This is a genomic window from Prochlorococcus sp. MIT 1342 (genome assembly GCF_047304495.1).
GTDB lineage: Bacteria > Cyanobacteriota > Cyanobacteriia > PCC-6307 > Cyanobiaceae > Prochlorococcus > Prochlorococcus marinus_D.
In genome coordinates this window covers 449,140-469,351 of sequence record NZ_CP138957.1, presented here as the reverse complement: position 1 = coordinate 469,351, position 20,212 = coordinate 449,140, and the positions used below count along the sequence as shown (strand labels likewise).

The 20,212-nt window shown below is 49.9% G+C and carries 23 protein-coding genes; 8 read left to right on the top strand and 15 right to left on the bottom strand.

Annotation, left to right across the window (positions count from 1 at the left end; translation table 11 throughout):
* Window positions 1–50: 50 nt before the first annotated feature.
* Together SIB79_RS02450 and SIB79_RS02445 are read right to left on the bottom strand one after the other, a co-directional pair.
* Window positions 51–1,463 (bottom strand): form I ribulose bisphosphate carboxylase large subunit, encoded by a 1,413-nt coding sequence (locus SIB79_RS02450; protein ID WP_011825472.1) that lies wholly within the window; start codon window positions 1,461–1,463, stop codon window positions 51–53.
* Between the two features lie 69 nt (window positions 1,464–1,532).
* Complete coding sequence (locus tag SIB79_RS02445; RefSeq protein ID WP_011130577.1) at window positions 1,533–1,844, bottom strand: BMC domain-containing protein; 312 nt, start codon at window positions 1,842–1,844, stop codon at window positions 1,533–1,535.
* 342 nt (window positions 1,845–2,186) lie between these two features.
* Here SIB79_RS02445 and rdgB point away from each other — a divergent pair, with 342 nt between their 5' ends.
* Entirely contained in the window at window positions 2,187–2,780 is a 594-nt protein-coding gene (gene rdgB, locus SIB79_RS02440) for an RdgB/HAM1 family non-canonical purine NTP pyrophosphatase (protein WP_063403748.1), read from the top strand.
* Here the strand turns inward: rdgB and SIB79_RS02435 are convergent, their stop codons facing one another.
* Complete coding sequence (locus tag SIB79_RS02435; protein WP_011130579.1) at window positions 2,781–3,551, bottom strand: hypothetical protein; 771 nt, start codon at window positions 3,549–3,551, stop codon at window positions 2,781–2,783.
* A gap of 101 nt (window positions 3,552–3,652) precedes the next feature.
* On the opposite strand from SIB79_RS02435, the gene SIB79_RS02430 reads away from it, so the two are divergent.
* Both SIB79_RS02430 and SIB79_RS02425 read left to right on the top strand, forming a co-directional pair.
* The gene (locus SIB79_RS02430) at window positions 3,653–4,054 is read left to right on the top strand and encodes a hypothetical protein (RefSeq protein ID WP_011130580.1); all 402 of its coding nucleotides are present in this window, start codon (window positions 3,653–3,655) and stop codon (window positions 4,052–4,054) included.
* 139 nt (window positions 4,055–4,193) lie between these two features.
* On the top strand, window positions 4,194–4,472 hold the full coding sequence (locus SIB79_RS02425) for a hypothetical protein (RefSeq protein ID WP_063403747.1): 279 nt from the start codon (window positions 4,194–4,196) through the stop codon (window positions 4,470–4,472).
* A 169-nt stretch (window positions 4,473–4,641) separates the two neighbouring features.
* Here SIB79_RS02425 and SIB79_RS02420 read toward each other — a convergent pair whose 3' ends face one another.
* From SIB79_RS02420 to SIB79_RS02405, 4 genes are all read right to left on the bottom strand, one after another.
* On the bottom strand, window positions 4,642–4,944 hold the full coding sequence (locus tag SIB79_RS02420) for a hypothetical protein (RefSeq protein ID WP_063397375.1): 303 nt from the start codon (window positions 4,942–4,944) through the stop codon (window positions 4,642–4,644).
* Window positions 4,945–5,266: 322 nt separating this feature from the next.
* Entirely contained in the window at window positions 5,267–5,548 is a 282-nt protein-coding gene (locus SIB79_RS02415; protein ID WP_063403746.1) for a P-II family nitrogen regulator, read from the bottom strand.
* Between the two features lie 4 nt (window positions 5,549–5,552).
* Window positions 5,553–6,572 carry a sodium-dependent bicarbonate transport family permease gene (locus SIB79_RS02410; protein WP_063403745.1) on the bottom strand — a complete coding sequence of 340 codons (1,020 nt, stop codon included), beginning with the start codon at window positions 6,570–6,572 and terminating at the stop codon, window positions 5,553–5,555.
* Between the two features lie 201 nt (window positions 6,573–6,773).
* Entirely contained in the window at window positions 6,774–8,495 is a 1,722-nt protein-coding gene (locus SIB79_RS02405; protein WP_063400203.1) for a SulP family inorganic anion transporter, read from the bottom strand.
* Between the two features lie 188 nt (window positions 8,496–8,683).
* On the opposite strand from SIB79_RS02405, the gene SIB79_RS02400 reads away from it, so the two are divergent.
* From SIB79_RS02400 to bchL, 3 genes are all read left to right on the top strand, one after another.
* Window positions 8,684–9,940 (top strand): ferredoxin:protochlorophyllide reductase (ATP-dependent) subunit N, encoded by a 1,257-nt coding sequence (locus SIB79_RS02400; RefSeq protein ID WP_063403826.1) that lies wholly within the window; start codon window positions 8,684–8,686, stop codon window positions 9,938–9,940.
* A 7-nt stretch (window positions 9,941–9,947) separates the two neighbouring features.
* Window positions 9,948–11,558: a ferredoxin:protochlorophyllide reductase (ATP-dependent) subunit B gene (locus SIB79_RS02395; RefSeq protein WP_063400201.1), complete on the top strand. Its 1,611-nt coding sequence runs from the start codon at window positions 9,948–9,950 to the stop codon at window positions 11,556–11,558.
* Between the two features lie 203 nt (window positions 11,559–11,761).
* Window positions 11,762–12,652 carry a ferredoxin:protochlorophyllide reductase (ATP-dependent) iron-sulfur ATP-binding protein gene (gene bchL, locus SIB79_RS02390; RefSeq protein WP_063397370.1) on the top strand — a complete coding sequence of 297 codons (891 nt, stop codon included), beginning with the start codon at window positions 11,762–11,764 and terminating at the stop codon, window positions 12,650–12,652.
* 29 nt (window positions 12,653–12,681) lie between these two features.
* Here bchL and SIB79_RS02385 read toward each other — a convergent pair whose 3' ends face one another.
* The 5 genes from SIB79_RS02385 to SIB79_RS02365 all read right to left on the bottom strand — a co-directional run bounded on the left by SIB79_RS02385 (window position 12,682) and on the right by SIB79_RS02365 (window position 15,429).
* The gene (locus SIB79_RS02385) at window positions 12,682–13,686 is read right to left on the bottom strand and encodes a protochlorophyllide reductase (protein WP_063397369.1); all 1,005 of its coding nucleotides are present in this window, start codon (window positions 13,684–13,686) and stop codon (window positions 12,682–12,684) included.
* 82 nt (window positions 13,687–13,768) lie between these two features.
* Window positions 13,769–14,167, bottom strand: coding sequence for a hypothetical protein (locus tag SIB79_RS02380; RefSeq protein ID WP_155724643.1), 399 nt, complete (start codon window positions 14,165–14,167; stop codon window positions 13,769–13,771).
* Between the two features lie 80 nt (window positions 14,168–14,247).
* Window positions 14,248–14,358 carry a photosystem I reaction center subunit XII gene (psaM, locus tag SIB79_RS02375; protein ID WP_011130590.1) on the bottom strand — a complete coding sequence of 37 codons (111 nt, stop codon included), beginning with the start codon at window positions 14,356–14,358 and terminating at the stop codon, window positions 14,248–14,250.
* Window positions 14,359–14,408: 50 nt separating this feature from the next.
* On the bottom strand, window positions 14,409–14,606 hold the full coding sequence (locus tag SIB79_RS02370) for a hypothetical protein (RefSeq protein ID WP_063403744.1): 198 nt from the start codon (window positions 14,604–14,606) through the stop codon (window positions 14,409–14,411).
* 55 nt (window positions 14,607–14,661) lie between these two features.
* Window positions 14,662–15,429: a sulfite exporter TauE/SafE family protein gene (locus SIB79_RS02365; RefSeq protein ID WP_063403743.1), complete on the bottom strand. Its 768-nt coding sequence runs from the start codon at window positions 15,427–15,429 to the stop codon at window positions 14,662–14,664.
* A 9-nt stretch (window positions 15,430–15,438) separates the two neighbouring features.
* Here SIB79_RS02365 and SIB79_RS02360 point away from each other — a divergent pair, with 9 nt between their 5' ends.
* Window positions 15,439–16,281, top strand: coding sequence for a lipoate--protein ligase family protein (locus tag SIB79_RS02360; protein ID WP_063403742.1), 843 nt, complete (start codon window positions 15,439–15,441; stop codon window positions 16,279–16,281).
* Here the strand turns inward: SIB79_RS02360 and SIB79_RS02355 are convergent.
* Window positions 16,188–17,456 (bottom strand): site-2 protease family protein, encoded by a 1,269-nt coding sequence (locus tag SIB79_RS02355; protein ID WP_063403825.1) that lies wholly within the window; start codon window positions 17,454–17,456, stop codon window positions 16,188–16,190. The two genes, SIB79_RS02360 and SIB79_RS02355, sit on opposite strands and share 94 nt — an antisense overlap.
* A 66-nt stretch (window positions 17,457–17,522) precedes the next feature.
* Between SIB79_RS02355 and SIB79_RS02350 the strand changes: the two genes are divergently transcribed.
* Window positions 17,523–18,200, top strand: a complete 678-nt coding sequence (locus tag SIB79_RS02350) for a phosphoribosylanthranilate isomerase (protein ID WP_063403741.1) — start codon at window positions 17,523–17,525, stop codon at window positions 18,198–18,200.
* 504 nt (window positions 18,201–18,704) lie between these two features.
* Here SIB79_RS02350 and folE read toward each other — a convergent pair.
* Both folE and SIB79_RS02340 read right to left on the bottom strand, forming a co-directional pair.
* Window positions 18,705–19,472, bottom strand: coding sequence for a GTP cyclohydrolase I (gene folE, locus SIB79_RS02345; RefSeq protein ID WP_063403740.1), 768 nt, complete (start codon window positions 19,470–19,472; stop codon window positions 18,705–18,707).
* A gap of 11 nt (window positions 19,473–19,483) precedes the next feature.
* Window positions 19,484–20,191, bottom strand: a complete 708-nt coding sequence (locus SIB79_RS02340) for an SDR family oxidoreductase (protein WP_063403739.1) — start codon at window positions 20,189–20,191, stop codon at window positions 19,484–19,486.
* Window positions 20,192–20,212: the final 21 nt, after the last annotated feature.

Here is a 20,212-nt window from a genome sequence, read left to right as displayed (position 1 = left end):
AATCTGAGAACAAGTTTTGAGGAGACAGGTGTCTCCTCGATTAAGCCGATCTACTGAACGTCGAGCTTGTCGACAGTATCGAACTCGAACTTGATTTCTTTCCAAGTCTCAAGTGCGATGGCCAGCTCAGGGCTATGCTTCGCCGCTTCCATAAGGATGTCGCGACTTTCCTTCTCGATCTCACGACCGGCATTGCGTGCTTTCACACAGGCTTCAAGTGCGACTCGGTTAGCAGCAGCACCTGCAGCAGACCCCCATGGATGACCATGAGTACCACCACCAAACTGTAGACAGGAGTCGTCTCCAAAAATTGCCAACAATGCTGGCATGTGCCAAACGTGGATACCACCAGAGGCAACAGCAAAGACTCCAGGCATGGAACCCCAGTCTTGGTCAAAGAAGTTACCGCGATTGCGGTCTTCTGGAACAAAAGACTCACGCAGATTGTCGATGAAGCCGAGGGTGGTCTGACGATCACCTTCTAGCTTGCCAACCACAGTTCCTGTATGGAGTTGGTCACCACCGGAAAGGCGCAGGCACTTAGCAAGCACACGGAAGTGAATTCCGTGCTTGGGATGACGGTCAATCACCGCATGCATGGCGCGGTGGATATGCAACAGCATGCCGTTTTTACGGCACCAATTCGCCAAACCTGTGTTGGCGGTAAATCCACCAGTGATGTAGTCATGCATGATGATTGGCATGTCGAGTTCTTTGGCGAACTCAGCACGCTCATACATCTCTTCAGGAGTTGTCGCAGTGCAATTGAGATAATGACCTTTGACTTCTCCAGTTTCTTGTTGTGCAAGCTTGACAGCCTCAGCAACAAATTCAAAACGCTCGCGCCAACGCTGGAAAGGCTGAGAGTTGATGTTTTCGTCGTCTTTGGTTAAGTCAAGACCACCACGCAGACACTCATAAACAACCCGTCCATAGTTTTTACCAGAAAGGCCAAGCTTTGGCTTAATGGTGCAACCAAGCAAGGGGCGACCGTACTTATTCAAACGATCGCGTTCTACGACAATGCCATTAGGAGGACCACCGCATGTCTTGATGAAGGCCATCGGGAAGCGGATATCTTCTAAACGCAGATGGCGTAATGCTTTGAAGCCAAAAACATTACCGACCAAAGAGGTCAGAACGTTAGTGATTGAACCTTCTTCAAAAAGGTCTAGAGGGTAAGCAATAAAAGCGTAAAAGGATTCCTTGTCTCCAGGGACATCCTCGATGCGATAGCAACGGCCCTTGTAAAACTCAAGGTCAGTTAATAGCTCTGACCAAACTGTGGACCAAGTACCTGTTGAAGATTCAGCAGCTACAGCCGCAGCAACTTCCTCTCTGGGTACTCCTTCCTGGCCAGTGACCTTGAAGCAGGCCAGCAGGTCAGTGTCTAGGGGTACATAATCGGGAGTCCAGTAGGTGTCTCTGTACTCCTTAACCCCTGCGTCATACTTCTTGCTCATGGAATAGCTCCTTTTAAGTCGGTATAGAAGGTTGAGATAGCGCGGCTCTTAGAGCCATCGCAGAAGGCCTCAGTCCTTCTGACCTAAGAAATTGCCGTTGCCTAGCGCAGGCTCAACTTCACGATGAGGGCGAGCAATGATGTGCGCTGCCACAAGGCCGTCACCAACACGCTCACAAGCATCAGCGCCAGCACGAACGGCGGCGTTCACAGCACCTGTTTCGCCACGCACGAGCACGGTGACATATCCACCACCGACAAACTCACGACCAATCAGGCGCACTTCAGCTGCCTTTGTCATGGCGTCAGCAGCTTCAATTGCTGGCACGAGGCCGCGGGTTTCGATCATGCCTAGGGCGATGCCCATGGTTTCGCTAGCCATTGCTTACCTGTAGTAGGAGATTGAATGTTCGGGAAGGAGAATGCTCTGCGCAGGCAACTTCCGTCAAGCAAATTCAGCCGAAACGGAGATCACCATCCGTAGCCCCTTCCATAAGCTCGGCTAATCACCCTTGCTACGACTGTTTTAAACGACTGTTCGTTTTTCTGTCAGCGCTTGGCCACATTTGGTTGCCAAGCCGTGCGAAAGTCTCAATTGATCGGCTCCAGGAGTTTCTATCGCTTGCCCAAGGGGAGCAGAAACAATCAAAAATCATGCCTCAGGTCTTCCCAAGAGAGAACTTCCTCCCCCTAAAGCAGAATAAGAGCGATAGTTTTTTTGATTTTGGCTAAACCACTGCTAACCATTGCGAGTGGAAACCCTCGCAAGGTCGCCGAGATCGAAGCAATGCTTGGTCCACTCCCAATCAATGTGCAGAGGCAACCAAAAGATCTAGATGTCGAGGAAACGGGCTCCACTTATCTAGACAATGCCCTACTCAAAGCTCGAGCAGTCGCAAAACGAGTTGGAAACTGGACCATTGCTGACGACTCCGGATTAGAAGTTGATGCCCTGGATGGAGCCCCGGGGCTTTATTCGGCCCGCTTTGCTGCCAACAATCAAGAAAAAATCAAGAAAATCCTTGCGGCCCTTGAAAACAACCCATATCGGAGTGCTCGCTTCCGCAGTGTGATGGTTCTATGCAATTCCAAGGGGAAGCTTCTTAAAGCAGCAGAGGGGATTTGCTGGGGAGAACTACTTAGATCGCCTGCCTATGAAGGAGGCGAGTTCGAATCGCTCTTTTGGGTTCGCGAAGCGAACTGCACCTACGGAGAACTCAACAATCAACAGCTTTCAAGGCTTGGTAGTCGAGGAAAAGCAGCTAGAGCACTAGCCCCCTGCCTGCGAGAACAACTAGGACTTGATCAGATTGTTTAGCTAGCGATTGATTTGATCGATGGCTCGCATTGCAGCAGCAGCAGCCTCCTCTACATCACCTTCTTTCCCAGCCAAAGTGAGCCTGCCAAAGGCTCCCACGCCTTTCACGTCAACGATGGTGATATTGGATGCCTTCTCAGCTTCATTGGCAGCAATTAATACATAACCAGCCGGTTCGGTTTCAAGAATGAACATGCTCATTCCAGCTTCAATCATCGAACCACGACGATTTTGGCGATTAATCAAAACAGCGTGATCTGGGGTTATCGCACGGATCACCTCGGTCCAGCTCACATCACAAGAACTTCTCTGGCTAACAGTGCTGCCAATGGCATCCAAAACAACATCACCGGAATGGAGCACCGTGCTCTGATCACGGTGGTATAAGGCCAAAGAACCAAAAGCCCTTTCAACGACCATCTGGCCTAATCGCACATTGCTGGCCTTAAGGGCAATATCAGTCACTCGATGGACAGCCATGCCTGGTGAGACCTCCATCCACAGGCAAGCATCACCAGGAATCGGTAAAAAGCCTTGACTCACCGTGCCCATGTAGGCAGCTAGCTGAGGCTGAAGTGAATCGAGGAAAACATACGTGCGCAATTCAATTTGCTGCACATGACTATTTTGACGGCCAACCCTTGCTGTCTCCGAATCAGTCGTAATGACGCAGCTTGCCCCTGAGGCCTGAGGCAAAACCTCAGTTCCTGTCACCAGCGAGCTTCCACCTTGACGCCGCTCCCGAATTTCTAAACCCGCAAATCGCTGCATGGCGGGGATAATACCTTGTGATTGAACATATCTTTCAAATGCACTGCTCTTGCAAGTGGCCTTAGAGCCGATACCGTCCAAATCAATGATTGGGATGGACTATGGCCACCATGCAAGAAAAAAAATCTGAATCTACAAACCTTCCAACAGACCTAAAAGCAGAGCAAGCACTGGGTTTAATTGGTTTGGGCCTGATGCAAAAAATGCGGGAAGGTGCAAGTGAATGGACATGGTCTCAAGCTGAGACTGGCGGACAAGCCGATCTTTTAGCTCTGCGACAACGCCTCGAGCTCACATCTTTGGCCATTCAAACTGGTGCTCCACTGAGCACAGCCGAGGTGTCAAAACTTCTTGGCGCTAGACCCGGCTCAAAGGAAGTCAGACGAGGAGGGCTAATCGCAAGGCGAGTCAGCAGAAACGTTTGGAAGCTCAGCAGTTCCGACAAAACTCCAGAGCGCAATGTTGATGGCTTCAGCGGCGATGGATTCCGTCGCCGCCTGTGAATCCATCAAAAATTAATCATCAAACTGATCAATCTCCAGAAGAGATTGTCTTTAATCATTCATCTTCTGACTCGTCTTCATCGTCTGACTCTCCTTTAGCCGACTGTTCAAAATCTATGCAGACCGTGGTTGCCATCAATTGTTCTCTGGCCGCAATCACAGGAGCCACTTTGCCCTTGAGCTGATCAGCAGCTTCAGCAAGAGTCAGATCCTTCTACTCACGTATCTCCTCGACAGCGTCGCGGAAGATCTTCACCTGGTCACGATACTCACTGAATTCAGCCTGGGCAATCGTGGGTTAAGGAGTCAGCGCATTGACCACCGCTACAGCCTGATCAACTTGATTTCGAGCAGAGCAAGCCAGCTCAGAACCCTCAGCCACTTGGATTTCATCATTGGTTTCTTTCTGGCTAGATGACTCACAAGAAGCAAGCGTAAGAGATCAAGCCAGAACTGCCGGCAAAAAGCGAACTGCAGCCATCAATCCAAAAAATCGATTCTCGTAAATTTAGTCATGTTTAGTCTGCACTTAAAAAGATCTAAGTGCAGACACATTGCATTGTGATAGAAAAACCTAGGATTGAAGGTCAGCTCCTACCTAACCAGGACGGAGCTCCGCCAAACCATTCGCCAAGGTCTTCATCCTCCGAGCAGTAGTCATCATCTGGTTCGGACGACCCAAGCTGAAGAGCATCGAGCAACTGATCGATACCATCTCGAGGTTGCAATTTCTGTTGTTCTCTCCTCGCTCTATGCAACCAGGTTGCAACAGTCTGGTTTCGGTCAGCAAACTTATGAATATAAATCCGTTCACTTAAGCTAACGGGCTGATCGCTTGCGACTCGAGCAAGAATCTCTTGCAAACGCAGGCGAGTATCTCTTGACAACATCCAGATAACGCCGGTAACATTGTTCTACTGGCAGGAAGGGGAGAAGTCATTGAAAAACCCACTTTATTTTAAAAACTTATATTTAGATTCATATGAGATATTTTAATTATTTCTTTCCTTGCAAGTTGGAATCATTGCATTCAGGCATGACTTGGTTGCCAGAAAGAGAATAGGTGCTCTCAAATCAATCAAGCTAACTTCAAAGAAAAAGTTACCCCTCTAGCTTGAGGAAAAAACTTAAACCTTTAAGACGGCATAACTTGCGGCTACTAATAAGCAGCACAAAACCAATATCGTTATTATTTATCTTTTCAAAAGATTGTCAGAGTGGAGAAGCCTCCGCGACATAAGCTACACCACCATAATAATCAAGTATGGGGTTTATCGATACACGCAACTTCTCAAGAACTTCTATCTCGCAAAAGACAATCACATGAGCATTTGCCCCAAGGCCACTAAAATCCATGCCCTCTGTCACATAAGTATCAGGCCCCCTACCAGTTACAGGCCTAATAACTGAATAGCCAGGTGCCCCAGCTTCATCAAGAGCTTTAATCACTGACTCAAGCTCTCTCTCGCTTACGATCAAATCCAGGCGCTTCATGATTTTAAATTGATGCAGGGATTAACTTGTAAACCAAACCCATATATAGTGGAATCCCAATCGTATGATTAAAAGGGAAAGTTAATCCCAAGGCGCTAGAAATGTAATACCTTGGGTTAGCCTCTGGAACTGTCATTCTCATTGCCGTAGGTACGGCAATATATGAGGCACTAGAGCACAAAATAATAAACAAGAGTGCATTGCCATACCCTAAACCAAGTGCCCTAGCAACAAAGCCTCCGATTAACGCATTGAACATTGGCATCAGAATGGCAAAAAAGATAAGAAACGCTCCTGCTTTTTTGAGGTCTTTAAAACGCTGCGCCGCAACGATTCCCATGTCCAGCAAGAAGAAGCACAAGACTCCATAGAAAAACTTATAAACGAATGGTTCCATCTTCTCTACACCAGCAGGGCTATAGATAGAAGCAATTAAACCAATTACAAGGCTACCTGCAATCAAATAGACATAGCCATTCAGCATCGATTCATGCAGAACCTTGCGCCAATTCATTCCTTCAGAACCAGGACGTGCCTGACGGGAAGCAAGCCGAACTAGGACCAAGCCAACGATGATTGCCGGTGATTCCATTAACGCCAGTGGGGCCACCATAAATCCGTCATAAGAAATATTTTGAGCCTGAAGAAAACTCTCAGCAGCGATAAAGGTCACTGCGCTAATTGAGCCGTATGTCGCTGATATTGCTGCTGCATTAAAGACATCAAACCTCAATCTCAAAATACAGAAGCAAATTAGCGGGATGACCGCCGCCATTAAAATAGAAACAGTAATGGTTGGGATAACTTGGCCACCGAGACCATCTTTCGCCAAAGCCATGCCACCCCTAAAGCCAACGGCCATCAACAGATAAAGCGAAAATAATTTCGGCAGCGGCGCAGGAATCTCAAGGTCAGCATTCAAGAAAACCGCAATCGCACCCAAGAAAAAAAATAAAACCTTTGGTGATAAAACATTGGCCAGTACGAGCCCTGCGTCAAGTGCCGTTGCGGTTGCTGTGATCATATAAGGAAGTTACAGAGAAATCTGGTCTTTTTTAGATAATGTACGCCAACGGCGTACTTAAAAGAAACGTAGACAATTTTTCAAACCATTCAAAAGCTGTAGATTTTACAAGATAGATTATATCATTGTTTTTATCAAAGATCCCAACCCAATGAAGGTGGTCTCCTGAAGCTGAGATCTCTAATAAGTTGTCACTTGCTCTTATAAGTCAGCCAGGGCAGCTTCAAGAGCTTGAGTTCGATTAGCCATCAAACCTTGCACATCAAACTTCTCAAGTCTGTTGCGGACCCTCTCGTTTGCAGCCACAACATAAGCTTTCCTTGAATGGTTTTTTGCCTCTTGAACCATCTGTTCAATGGCCAAAGTTGCAGTAATGCCAAGCCGAGGAACTTCAGTAATGTCAAGGATCAAAACCTTGTAATTACGTACCAGAGCCATTCGTTCTGTGATCCCAGAAGCAGCTCCAAAGCTCAATGGCCCGCGCAGGCGAAATAACATCACCTGCCCGCCACAACGATCAAGCAATGCTTGCTCTGAAGGGGGCAGTGATGGCTCTTCAGTATTAGCAGCAGCACCAGTTGATTTGTTGTCAAAATCACCATCCATCAAACGATTATCGGCATCCATTCCTTCCAATTGAGCCTGTGTCAACGAATCAATTGTTAATAGGTTTGCAACAAACACACCAACCAAAACTGCTGAGATTAAATCCCAGAAAACTGTCATCAGCAAGACGCCATACATGACAACAGCTGTCTTAATCGAGAGGCGATGAGCTCTAAGCAAGAAGCCCCAATCAATGATATCGAGACCTACCTTGACCAATATTCCTGCAAGCAAAGCAGTTGGAATTAAAGCCGCGAACTGACCTGCTCCATACAAAACAATCAACAGCACAATGGAATGCACCATTCCAGAGAGTGGCGTGCTGCCTCCAGATTTGACATTGATCACCGTCCGCATCGTTGCACCGGCGCCAGGCAATCCGTTAAACAGCCCAGCAAGAGAGTTGCCAATTCCTTGGCCAATCAGCTCTCGGTCTGAGTTATGACGAGTCTGGGTAATGTTGTCTGCAACAAGGGATGTCAACAGCGAATCGATTGCTCCCAACACTGCAAGCACTAAGCCTGATTTGATAATCAAAGGAAGAAATGCTGGGTCCCAGCTGGGCAAAGAAAAGCTCAGGCCACCTTCAGGGATCGTGCCGATACGCGGCAGCTCATCGATGCCTCGGGCTGAAAGGTTCGCGTCATTGAACAGCACAACCGAGAGAGGCGTAACGATCAACAAAGCCAACAACGGTGAAGGCACCCACTCGGTGAGTCGCCGAGGTGCCAAAAAGACAATGGCCAAGGTCATCACAGCCACTGCTACCGCGCCCCAGTTGGGTTGAAAGTTTGCCGATAACTGCGTAAGGCAAGCAATCACACCGCCCTTGGTTGAGATGCCAAAGAGAGGTCCAATCTGAAGAATGAGGATGATCACCCCAATCCCAGACATGAAGCCAGACACCACTGAATAGGGCACAAGCGTGATGTAACGACCCAGTCGTAAGACCCCAAAAAGAATTTGGAAGAGACCTCCAACAACAACTGCGGCCATCACCAGGGGCAAAAGCTCTCCAGGCCCATCCACAGTTGGCAGCGCTGTGGAAATACCAACAGCAGCAAGGGCGGCTACAACTCCTGCCACAGTGACGCTCATCGGTCCTGTAGGACCGCTGACCTGAGATGGAGTGCCGCCAAACAGCGCTGCGAAGAAGCCAACAATCACCGCTCCGTAGAGACCGTAGATCGCGCCTCCATCGCCAAGGGCAGCATTGCCAAATGCGAGAGCTAAAGGCAGCGCCACCACCGCAGCGGTCAATCCGCCTAATAGATCTCCGCGAACATTGCGCAGATGAAATCCATGGATCAATGCCAAAACGTAGTGCTCCTTCCCACTTGAGTTGAACAAAACAATATCTGGCTGTGGGCCCCTCCTCTATGGCAAGAGAAGCAATTTGTCCGGCCTCTATAACAAAAAGCTTTTCTCGATCCCGAAGAGTTTATTAACTCCCGCAGATTTGTTCATTCATCAAGCAAATTGTTATAGCGATTTTGGAGCAGCCCATGGGCAGCACGACGCTGCTAAAGGAAAGCGGACCTCGGGAGGTTTTCTGTGGCTTGACGTCAATTGTTTGGCTGCATCGACGAATGCCCGACGCCTTCTTCCTCGTGGTGGGCTCACGCACCTGTGCACATCTGATCCAAAGCGCCGCAGGCGTGATGATCTTTGCCGAGCCGCGTTTTGGCACTGCCATCCTGGGAGAGCGAGACCTCGCTGGACTCGCAGACGCTCATGAAGAGCTCGATCGGGTGATAAACGACTTGTTGGCGAGACGTCCTGAAATTCGCACCCTCTTTCTGGTGGGTTCCTGCCCCAGCGAAGTGATCAAGTTAGATCTGGCAAGAGTTGCCGAGCGACTCAATGGACAGCTTCAAGGCGGCGTACGCGTGCTGAATTACTCAGGCAGCGGCATTGAAACCACCTTTACTCAGGGAGAGGACGGCGCGCTCAAAGCCATGGTGCCTTTGATGCCTAATAGCAACGAAGCGCAGCTACTGCTTGTTGGCACCATGGCCAACGCAGTTGAAGATCGTCTCAAACATCTCTTCGAGCGCCTCGGCATCCCCTCAGTGTCCAGCTTGCCGCCAAGGCAGTCGACTGATCTGCCATCCGTAGGGCCTGGCACCCGTGTTTTGCTAACCCAGCCCTACTTAACTGACACGGCTAGGGAACTCAAAGACAGAGGCGCCGAGATCCTTCAAGCGCCTTTCCCTCTGGGAGCTGAGGGAAGCCGACTCTGGATGGAAGCGGCAGCCCACGCTTTTGATATCAATGGCAGTCACGTTGCAACCATCCTTGAACCTTTGATGGTGCGCGCCCAAAAGGCTTTATCGCCCTACAAAGAGCAACTGGCTGGAAAGCGAATTTTCCTGATGCCTGAATCCCAGTTGGAAATTCCACTAGCACGTTTCCTTCACAGAGAATGTGGAATGGAACTTATAGAAGTTGGAGTTCCTTATCTCAATCGAGAGATGATGCAGTCTGAATTGGAACTGCTGCCGCACAACACGCAGGTCATGGAGGGCCAACATGTGGAGAAGCAGCTCGACAGGGTTAGGGAGCAGCGTCCTGATCTAGTTGTCTGCGGTATGGGTTTGGCAAATCCCCTTGAAGCGGAAGAGATTGCAACGAAATGGTCAATCGAATTGATCTTTAGCCCCATCCACGGCATTGATCAAGCCGCAGACCTCGCCGAACTGTTTGCAAGGCCACTGCATCGGCGCAACCTTCTCAACAACCAACTCCTCGTAAGCGTCTAAAAAGCCAATGGAACTCACTCTCTGGACCTATGAAGGGCCTCCTCACGTAGGAGCCATGCGCATCGCCTCCTCGATGGAAGGAGTTCATTATGTGTTGCATGCCCCGCAAGGAGACACATACGCGGATCTGCTGTTCACGATGATCGAGCGGCGCGGGCGCAGACCCCCCGTGACCTACACCACCTTTCAAGCCAGGGATCTAGGAGGAGATACGGCGGAATTGGTCAAAGGTCATCTGCGTGAAGCCGTGGAGCGCTTTAACCCCGAAGCGCTCTTGGTGGGTGAAAGTTGCACCGCTGAACTCATTCAAGACCAACCCGGCTCACTTGCTTCAGGCATGGGTTTTAACATGCCTGTTGTGGGTATAGAACTGCCGGCCTACAGCAAGAAAGAAAATTGGGGAGCCTCAGAAACGTTCTATCAACTCGTGCGAGGCATCCTCAGCAAGCAGCCTTCTGAGCAATCTGGCGTCAGTCATAGCCCTGCTGCATGGAAAAACGAAGGACGCCGGCCCAGAGTGAATCTCTTGGGGCCAACCCTGCTCGGCTTCCGCTGTAGAGACGACATTCTCGAATTGGAAAAACTGCTCAATCAACACGGCATTGATGTACATGTTGTGGCTCCACTTGAAGCAAGGCCAGCTGATCTAATGCGGCTGCCCAATGCTGATCTGAATGTCTGTCTTTACCCTGAAATCGCAGAAGCAACTTGTCTCTGGCTTGAGCGCAATTACGGCATGCCGTTCTCCAAAACAGTGCCGATCGGAGTGGGTGCTACCAAAGACTTTTTAGAGGAACTCCATCAATTGTTAGAGATGCCTGCACCTAATCCAGGCGAAGGTACAGAGCAATCGAGACTGCCTTGGTATTCACAGTCTGTGGATTCCAACTACCTCACCGGCAAGCGCGTGTTCATTTTCGGCGATGGCACCCATGCCCTTGCCGCAGCAAGGATTGCTGATCAAGAGCTGGGTTTCAAAGTGGTAGGGCTTGGCACCTACAGCCGCGAAATGGCCAGACCGGTGCGAGCCGCAGCGAAGGAACTAGGACTTGAAGCACTCATCAGCGATGACTACCTTGCCGTTGAAGCTGCCATGGCAGAGGCAGCTCCCGAACTTGTGCTTGGCACACAGATGGAGCGGCACAGTGCCAAACGACTGGGTATTCCCTGTGCAGTCATCAGCACACCGATGCACGTGCAAGACGTCCCTGCCAGATACAGCCCACAAATGGGATGGGAAGGTGCAAACGTCATTTTCGATAGCTGGGTGCATCCATTGATGATGGGCCTTGAGGAGCATCTAATCGGTATGTTCCGCCATGACTTTGAATTTGTGGATGGTCATCAAAGCCACCTAGGACACCTAGGCGGACATCAGAGCCAAACGGAACAACAACAAAGCCAAGCAGCAACCAATCCATCAACGCGATCAAATGCAGATTCCTCATCTGAGGAATCACCTCTCTGGACCCCAGAGGGAGAAGCAGAGCTCGCAAAGATCCCCTTCTTTGTACGCGGAAAGGTTCGTCGCAATACGGAAAAGTATGCGCGCCAGGCTGGTTGTAGACGTATCGACAGCGAAACCGTTTACGACGCAAAAGTCCACTTTCGGGCTTGACTATCAGAAAAAAATAGAGAAGCTTTTAGTCATTACAAGGAGAAAAGAGGATGAGTGTTTACACTCATCTTTCTCTAATGGTCAATCCCTTTGTCTCGAAAAGCAAGCAAACCTTGAAAAAAGTTGTATCGAATTTGTTAGGAACCAGCAGAGATAGATCCCTTGGCCTTGAATAACAATACGAACTTGAGCAAGATCACTCAATGACCACGACCCTGACACGACCAGCCGATGGTGAAGGCAGTGTGCAAGTTCAACAGGATGCTTCTGTTCGCATTCAGGAAGGGGCCCTGGTAATCGCGGTTTATGGGAAAGGCGGAATTGGTAAATCCACCACCTCCTCCAACCTTTCAGCCGCATTCTCCAAACTCGGCAAACGAGTGCTGCAAATTGGTTGTGATCCCAAGCACGACAGTACTTTCACGCTTACGCATCGCATGGTGCCTACGGTGATCGACATCCTTGAAGAGGTTGATTTCCATAGCGAAGAGTTACGACCAGATGACTTCATGTTTGAAGGCTTCAATGGAGTCAAGTGTGTCGAGAGTGGTGGGCCTCCAGCCGGCACCGGTTGCGGTGGTTACGTGACTGGACAGACCGTAAAGCTGCTTAAAGAGCATCACCTGCTGGAAGACACCGATGTGGTGATCTTCGATGTCCTTGGAGACGTGGTCTGTGGCGGCTTCGCTGCACCCTTGCAACATGCCAACTACTGCCTCATCGTCACCGCCAACGACTTTGATTCGATTTTTGCGATGAATCGCATTGTCGCTGCAATTAACGCTAAAGCTAAGAACTACAAAGTTCGCCTTGGCGGAGTTATTGCGAATCGTTCTGCCGAATTAGATCAAATAGAAAAATTCAATCAACAGACAGGGCTGAAAACTATGGCTCATTTTAAAAACGTTGATGCAATACGTAGATCAAGACTTAAAAAATGCACAATTTTCGAGATGGACTCATCAGACGAGGGGGTAATGGAATGTCAAAATGAATATCTTGCACTCGCACAAAAAATGATCGATAAGGTTGAGCCTCTTGAAGCGGAACCTCTCAAAGATCGTGAAATTTTTGACCTGCTTGGCTTTGACTAACCTCTAAAAGGAGCAAAGCCCTTGATCATTTAAGTCAAGCCAACCAATTTCATCGACAATTCCCAGACCCGTTTTGCGGTGATGGGATCTGTTGCCCTTTCCGATAGTTCCTGTCGGAAACTTTCGCGGTTCTTCTTCTGACGATTGCCCCAACTCCAATGCACGCCTGATACACCAAACTCTGGATTAGTCACAACCTGTGCAACCCGTTGGCCAGCCTTGGCCTGGGTGACATATCCACCAGTAATCAGCCTCTGGAATATAGGAAACAAAAACCGGAAGATTTTTGGTGTGTAGCGGAATAACGGTGTATCAGCCACACAACCAGGATAAAGAGAGGTAAATAAAATGCCTGATTGTTCATGTAGACGCCGATGAAGCTCCTGCGTTGTGATCATGTTGCAGAGCTTGCTGTCTTTATAGGCCTTGCCAGGCTTGAAGCTTTTGCCACTCGCCATACTGATAGGCGCATGAAATCCTTGCTCAAAACCTGAAAGATTACCCAGATCAGCCGGTGCAGGAATGGGGATCTTGCCGCCAAGCTCCTTATAATTTGCAGTGACTGTGCCAAGAATGACCACTCGGGCAGCAGACAAATAAGAGCCACGCGCTGATTGAAATACTTTTGCTTTGCCGAGGTTCTCAAGCAAAAGTTGAATCAGCAAGAAATGGCCGAAATGATTGGTTGCCATCGAGAGCTCATAGCCCTGAGCTGAGCGTTTCGGCTTGCTCAATCTGGGCTGATAGACCGCAGCATTACAAACAAGCGCATCCAACGGTTGTTCGAGCGAGCCGAGAAGGGTCTCGACTCCATCGCGAACGCTCTGGAGATCACTCAAATCCATCCTTAGATGCTGAAGTTGAGCGGCTGGGATACCCACCCTCTCAGCAGCGGCAACAGCTCGCAATGGATGTCGATTTGCAGTGATCACCTGCCAGCCTCGATAGACGAGTGCCTTGCAGGCATACAACCCGACGCCAGAGGTCGTGCCCGTGATTAAGACGGTGCCTGGAGAAGCTTGAGAAGAAGCCATCGACGCAGCCTTGAGAGCAGCAGGTTGGTATAGATATAAAACTAAGCGCTGAGCTTCTCTCTCGACGCAAGCAAAACAAAACTCAGCGCCAGATGACCCTCAAACGATTCGGGGCGATCCACTGATCATGCTCGTCCATCAGACGAATGCCGCCTCCAAGGGTGAACAAACGATCAAAACGTTGCTGAAGGGTATTCAGCTGAGCAGATTCAAGGTTCAAGACGGCGACAAGTTCACCATGACGATCAAGACGTTCCTGATAAGCGATTGAGAGCTTGACCAGAGTCACAACACAAAGGGAAACCAACCCCAGCTTCATGGTCAATGCCAAAAGGCTGAAATTAATCTCTCTGCGCTGCTCTTGCAGCTGCAAAGTAGACGCCATAGTGACTGCATCCATCACCTCAGGATGAATCTGCTTACGGCGTCGCCGAGCTGTGCTTTTCTGTTTTGACCTGGGTCTAGCCAGGGAGGAGCCCAAGTTTATTCAACGGTTGACCGCTTGTAGCGCAGCAAACCTCAACTGCCAAGGGGCTAGACCCAATTAGATCAAGGCCTCAATCAAGCCTCATGAAGGGTTACGCCAAGGCGAAGAGCTAGCACACCGCAATGAAAGACAACCACGAGGCACAAACCGGCCAAGTCGACATTTGCAATATCAGTGATGCCCATGATGGAAGGGGAACGCTAGAAGCATCCATATTCTCCTAGCAAAACGGTACCTAAGACCAGTCTTCGCAAAGGCCTGTCACACCTATCAATGGCAACTCCTCCGTCGAATGGCATTGATCGATCAATCTCCCCACCATCAACTGACTAGAAAGACGCCTCTCAAAGCCCATTGAGAGCAAGCTCTCACAGCGACTTTCTCGGAGGGAAAGGGTTCCTGAGATCAACTCATCAATAACGCCTTGCAGCAAAAAACATGGGCTCTTGAAACGCGGGGCTTAGCACTGAAACTTGCACGAGGAATAGTTAATGCCCCATCGCAAGGATCAGGGCCTGACGGCCAGTGCCAAAAGCAAGCAACAGCACAAGTGTTCTCAACATCCAAGCCAAACTCTTGCCAGAAACCCTTGCAAGCCGAGACGCTGACCAATAAGCGGCCAGAGCCGCCACGCCACCGAGCAACAGCCCAATCCCTACAGAGCCCCGACCCTCGCTAAGAAACTGTAAAGATGCCGCAGTCGCTGAACATGTCACAGCCAGGGTGCTTAAACGGATCGCCAAGTGAATAGGAACAGCCAAACCATTCACCATCAAAGGCACCATCAACAAACCACCCCCCAAACCAAGCAAGCCTGCGGAAAATCCTGCGACACCACCAACGACTGCAAGACCCGGCAAAAAAAGAGTGGATTTGAGCTGCTTACCTGCTTGCTGAGGCTCTGAACGAATCGTGGCAGCCACCACGAGATAGAGCCCCACCTGAAGCGTCAGCAAAAGCCAGCCAGAAACATCTAAACCAATCTTGCTGAACAGCAGTGAAGACAAAAATGCGGCCACTGCGATGCTCAATCCAGCCCGAAGCTGAAATCCTCCAGCGAAGAGGTGGGTCAGCGTGCCACTCAACGCAGTGGGAACAATGGCGAAAGTACTGGTGGCCAAAGCCTGATGAGGGCTAAGCCCCATCCACAGCAGGAGGGGCGCAAAGATAAGACCACCGCCAATGCCCAGCAGACCCGCCAGACCACCAGCCAACAGCCCCAAAGGCACAAACACCAGCCAATCCCACAACACCATCACTGCTCTATGCCGACAGCCGCATCCTGCCTACCCATCTCGCCAGGTCGCGGCCGCTTGATCTCTCCTTTGCAATTGTCTGGCCCAGAACAGATGGCCCTCGATGAAGTGCTGCTCGAGGCTTACGAAGCAGATGCGAAACCACTGCCAACACTGCGCTTCTATCAATGGAACGGTCCATGGCTTTCCCTTGGTCGCAACCAAAGCCACTGGCCCGAGCACTGGAACGCCCTAGCCAAACGAGGAGATCTACAGCTGGTTCGGCGACCCAGTGGCGGTAGTGCAGTCCTGCATGCAGGAGGGCTCACTTATGCATTGATCTGGCCCTCTCCTCCCCGCCAGAGACAACAAGCCTATAAACAAGCTTGTCAATGGCTCATAAGGGGCTTTAAAGAGCTCGAATTACCTTTGCAATATGGCGATCACCCAGCCAGGGGGGCCAGCGAGAGTAACTGCTTCGCCACAGCCACAGCCGCTGATCTTGTGGATTCTCAGGGTCACAAACGCATCGGCAGTGCCCAACTCTGGCGTCAGGGTCATCTCCTTCAACATGGCGAAATCATCCTGAATCCCCCTCAAAGACTCTGGCGAGAAGTCTTCGATTGCGAACCACCTAGCGACGCACCAGCATCAATCCCCAGGCAAGAGCTGAGCCATCTCCTGCAAACAACGTTTTGCTCCTGTTGGCCAGAGGTGAACTGGCAAGAGAGCCCTATCACTAACGCTGAATGGAGCTCAGTTGCCAATAAAGCACCGAACTATGAAGTACTGCTGGATGCCTCAGGCTGCTCAACCAATCCGCCCGAGACCATCGACTCAACAACTTTAGGCAGTGCCATACCCAGGGGATAGGTGTTCTGACGGCGAGCAGCTTCGAGAAACTGAGCAGGAAGCCTTACACCAAGACGCTTAAGCACAGCTTCGGAGAGATCAATTCGATCTAATGTTCCGCAAGGAAGACCAGCAACATTAAATACAAGAAGCCTGCCCTCCTCAGCCTGTTCTAGTGCCATCACCGCCTGCCATAACGGGGCTTTCTCGCCAATGGAAGGCAACTCAGATATCGGCTTCATGTGATCCGCCAGGCATTGCCTATCCCATTGCTGCACAGGCAATTCTTTTAAGGGTTGGTCCGTCATGTAACCAACCCATCGACCAGAGCGACAAACCAAAACCCACTCCTGAGGAGACTGCTCCTCGCTGCCAGACAAACGCAACTGACTAAGCCTGCGCAGCGACTGGTCATCTTCAAGCACACGGAAGTTGCGCCCAGCCGCCTGGCCTACGTTGAGCTCACGCAAGACCTTCTGCAAGGCAAGCAGCTGGGTTTGAGAGCGAGATGCACCCAGGCCAAACCAACCGAGCATCAACAGCCAAAGCCCACCAATCCCACCACCTTTAAAGAAGAGCAACCACCCCCCCAACACCATTGCCGAGAGAGAAAGGGCACGGCCAGTTGCTGTCGCGACCTGAACACCCTTCCTCTGACTGCCAGTCCACTGCCAGACCAAAGCCTTAAGGATCAAGCCTCCATCAAGAGGCAACCCAGGCAGCAAATTAAAAAGGGCGAGCAACAAATTGAGCCCACCCAACTGACCAACGAGATTGGCAAGCAGCGGATTGACGTGATCAGCTGCATACACCCCTCCCGTCAGCAAGGCAACAGCCAAGACCAAGCTCACCAATGGTCCGGCTGCAGCAACCCTTAAAGAGGCCATCGGTGTCGAGCACTCCCTCTCAACGCTGGCAACACCTCCCAGGAAAAAAAGCGTGATGCTGCGAACCTTGACCCCCTCACGCAGTGCAACCAAAGAGTGGCCTAGCTCATGCAGGAGAACAGACAAAAACAACAGCAGGGCCGTGATCAACCCCAGACCCCAGCTGATCCAAGCTGGAAGCGAAGATTCAGCTGCAGCGGACACCTGGTTTTGTGAAATCCAAGTAAAAAGCAACAGGATCACAAACCAGCTGGGATGAACCCTTAAAGGGATACCCCGAATCTTCATCAGCTCCCAGCCTTCGCCCACCCTTTCATCTCCATCGAGCCGGATCAGCGGCCAGTAGCAAATCAATCTTAGAAAAGTCTCGAGCCAATGGTCTTGCCTATGGGGTCTCCAACATCCACCGCAGTGAAGATCTGCGGTCTTACCAACATTGACCAAGCCAAATCGATTGCAGCGCTGGGTGTCGAAGCAATTGGCGTAATCGGCGTAGCAAGCTCACCCCGCTTTGTTGCAGAACAGCAACGACGAGACCTTTTCGCTCAACTCAACAGCTTCAAGCCAGAACTCCAACGGATCTGGGTGGTCGCTGATCCAGATGACACCGACCTATCCGAAGCCCTGCAAGGAGAAGGTGCACCTTCGGCAATCCAGCTTCACGGCCAAGAAACTCCAGAACACTGCGCAAACCTGCGCATCCAACACCCGAACACGCAGTGGTGGAAAGCCCTGCGCATCCGTAGCCATGAGGATCTCTCCCTTGCTCATACCTATACTGGCCAGGTCGACGCACTCCTTCTCGATGCATGGAGGCCTGGACAACTTGGTGGCACAGGCCATCGACTTCCCCTGAACTGGCTGCATCAAGCCTCTTTTGAACTGCCCTGGTGGTTAGCGGGTGGTGTCTCCGCAGAGTGGATTCCAGAACTTTTGAGCCAGGTGAATCCATGGGGCTTGGACGCCTCAAGCCGTCTCGAGATTTCGCCAGGGATTAAGGATCTAAAACTGGTTGAGGCCCTGGTTGAAGCGGTACGTCAGCAGCAAAAATAGATTCAATGATGCAATCAAAGCTCTTAAACAATTTGAGCTGCAACAGATTTCTTCACTTGAAATAAAATTATATTTTGGCGATAAATAGAAAGTAGGGTGATAAGAATTTCAATCAAATCAATAAAATATGCCTAGCTAAAACTTTGGTCAATGAGACGAGCAAGACCCCAACTGAAGGTTGCTGCTAATTATTTTTTAGCTTGATCGTTAAGCTGTTCCTGTCTTTGTTGAATTCCAAAAAAAACATTCGCGCCTAACACCAAGACAGTTGCAACTACAATCACTCCAATCGCTAATGGGCTCAGATTAAGAGCCATTGCAAACAAAGGTGAATACATTAACCTCTAAGTTGTAAATACAAGAATTAGCTTGGCAGAGCTTCATCGACTTGGCTAGCAACAAGCGAAGTTGATACACACATGTTAATCAGACCTGGCCATCATTAAGCCTTATACCTCTATAAGACCTAGAAAGAACTTTTAAGTTACTAGCTAGAAAGAACTTTTAAGTTACTAGCGTGGACTCCTGCTGGCGAACAAGCTCGAAAAATTCCTGCTTAAGGCTAGGATCATGACGAAAAACGCCTCTAACAACAGAATTGACCATGCTGGTACTTGGCTCTTTCACTCCTCGCCATTTCATACAATAATGTTGTGCTTTTACTATTATCCCTAAACCCTTAGGCTCACATAAACGCTCTATTTCATCAGCAAGAATCATCACAGCCTCTTCCTGAATATGAGGTCTTGAAAATACCCAATCGGCAACTCTTGCGAACTTTGAGAGCCCAATTACACGGCTGCCAGGCTTAATGCCAATCCAACAGTTACCAAGAATAGGAACCAAATGATGAGAGCACGCCGAGCGAACAGTTATGGGGCCAACAGTATAAATTTCATCTAAATCTTTTGTATTTGGAAAGCTAGTAACATCTGGCTGCTTATAGAATCGGCCTTTAAATACTTCATTTAAATACATGCGAGCAACCCGCTCGGCAGTCTCTTGTGTGTTGTGGTCATTATCAATATCAATCACTAAGCTTTGGAGCAGTTCTCGCACACGATCGGCAACTTCTACTTCAAGTTCCTTCAACTCTCCAGGTTGAATATGTTCTGCAATATTGTCGTTGGCGAGGAAGGAAACATCTTCTGCAACTAGGCGGGCACGTATACGTTCAGAGATCTTGTTTTCATTTTTTGGCTGACCATTCCCAGGCAAGCCATTGCGATGCTGACCTAGGTCTTTAGATGATGCTGGGATGATGGAAGTCATTAAAGGCTTGTTCAAAAGGCGCCAGTGGCTGGCATCAGAGTTAGATCTTCAATCACCTGTGATGGTGGCTGCTGAGCCAAGTGTAGAAGGGCGGCGGCTGCCTGCTCAACAGACAGCATGGCATCACGGTCGAAGCTGCTTTGGACGGTTTCAGTATCCCAAAGAGGGGTATTGACCGCTCCAAGAGTGAGGGTGCAAGCACGTATCCCATGATTGCGCTCCTCCGCCGCCAAGCAACTAGTAAAAGTAGCCAATGCTGCTTTGGTAGTGCAGTACGAACCCCACTGTGGGAAAGCATTGCGAGAGGCATGACTGCTCACATTGATCACCAATCCACCGCTGGTACGCATCGCAGGCACCACAACAGAACACAACTGGAAGACGCTAGTGAGATTCATCTGAAGCAACCATTGCCAACGCTTCAAAGGCATGGATAGAAGATCCCCTGTCCAAGCCGCCCCAGCATTGTTGATCAACACCGATGGGCAATGGCCCCGTCCAAGCAAATCCTCGATACCAGGAGCAATGGCTCCTGGATCAGCCAAATCGATTGATTTAAAAAGAACATTCTGGCCTGTACTTTTTAGCTCTTGGGAAAGTGCCTGAAGTGCATCTTGGCTGCGGGCTACCAACATCAAATCCCAACCGGAATTGACAAACAACCGCGCAGCTGCTTCCCCAATACCGCGAGATGCTCCAGTAATCAGGGCAGTAGGCAAGGAGCGAATGCAACCCCAATA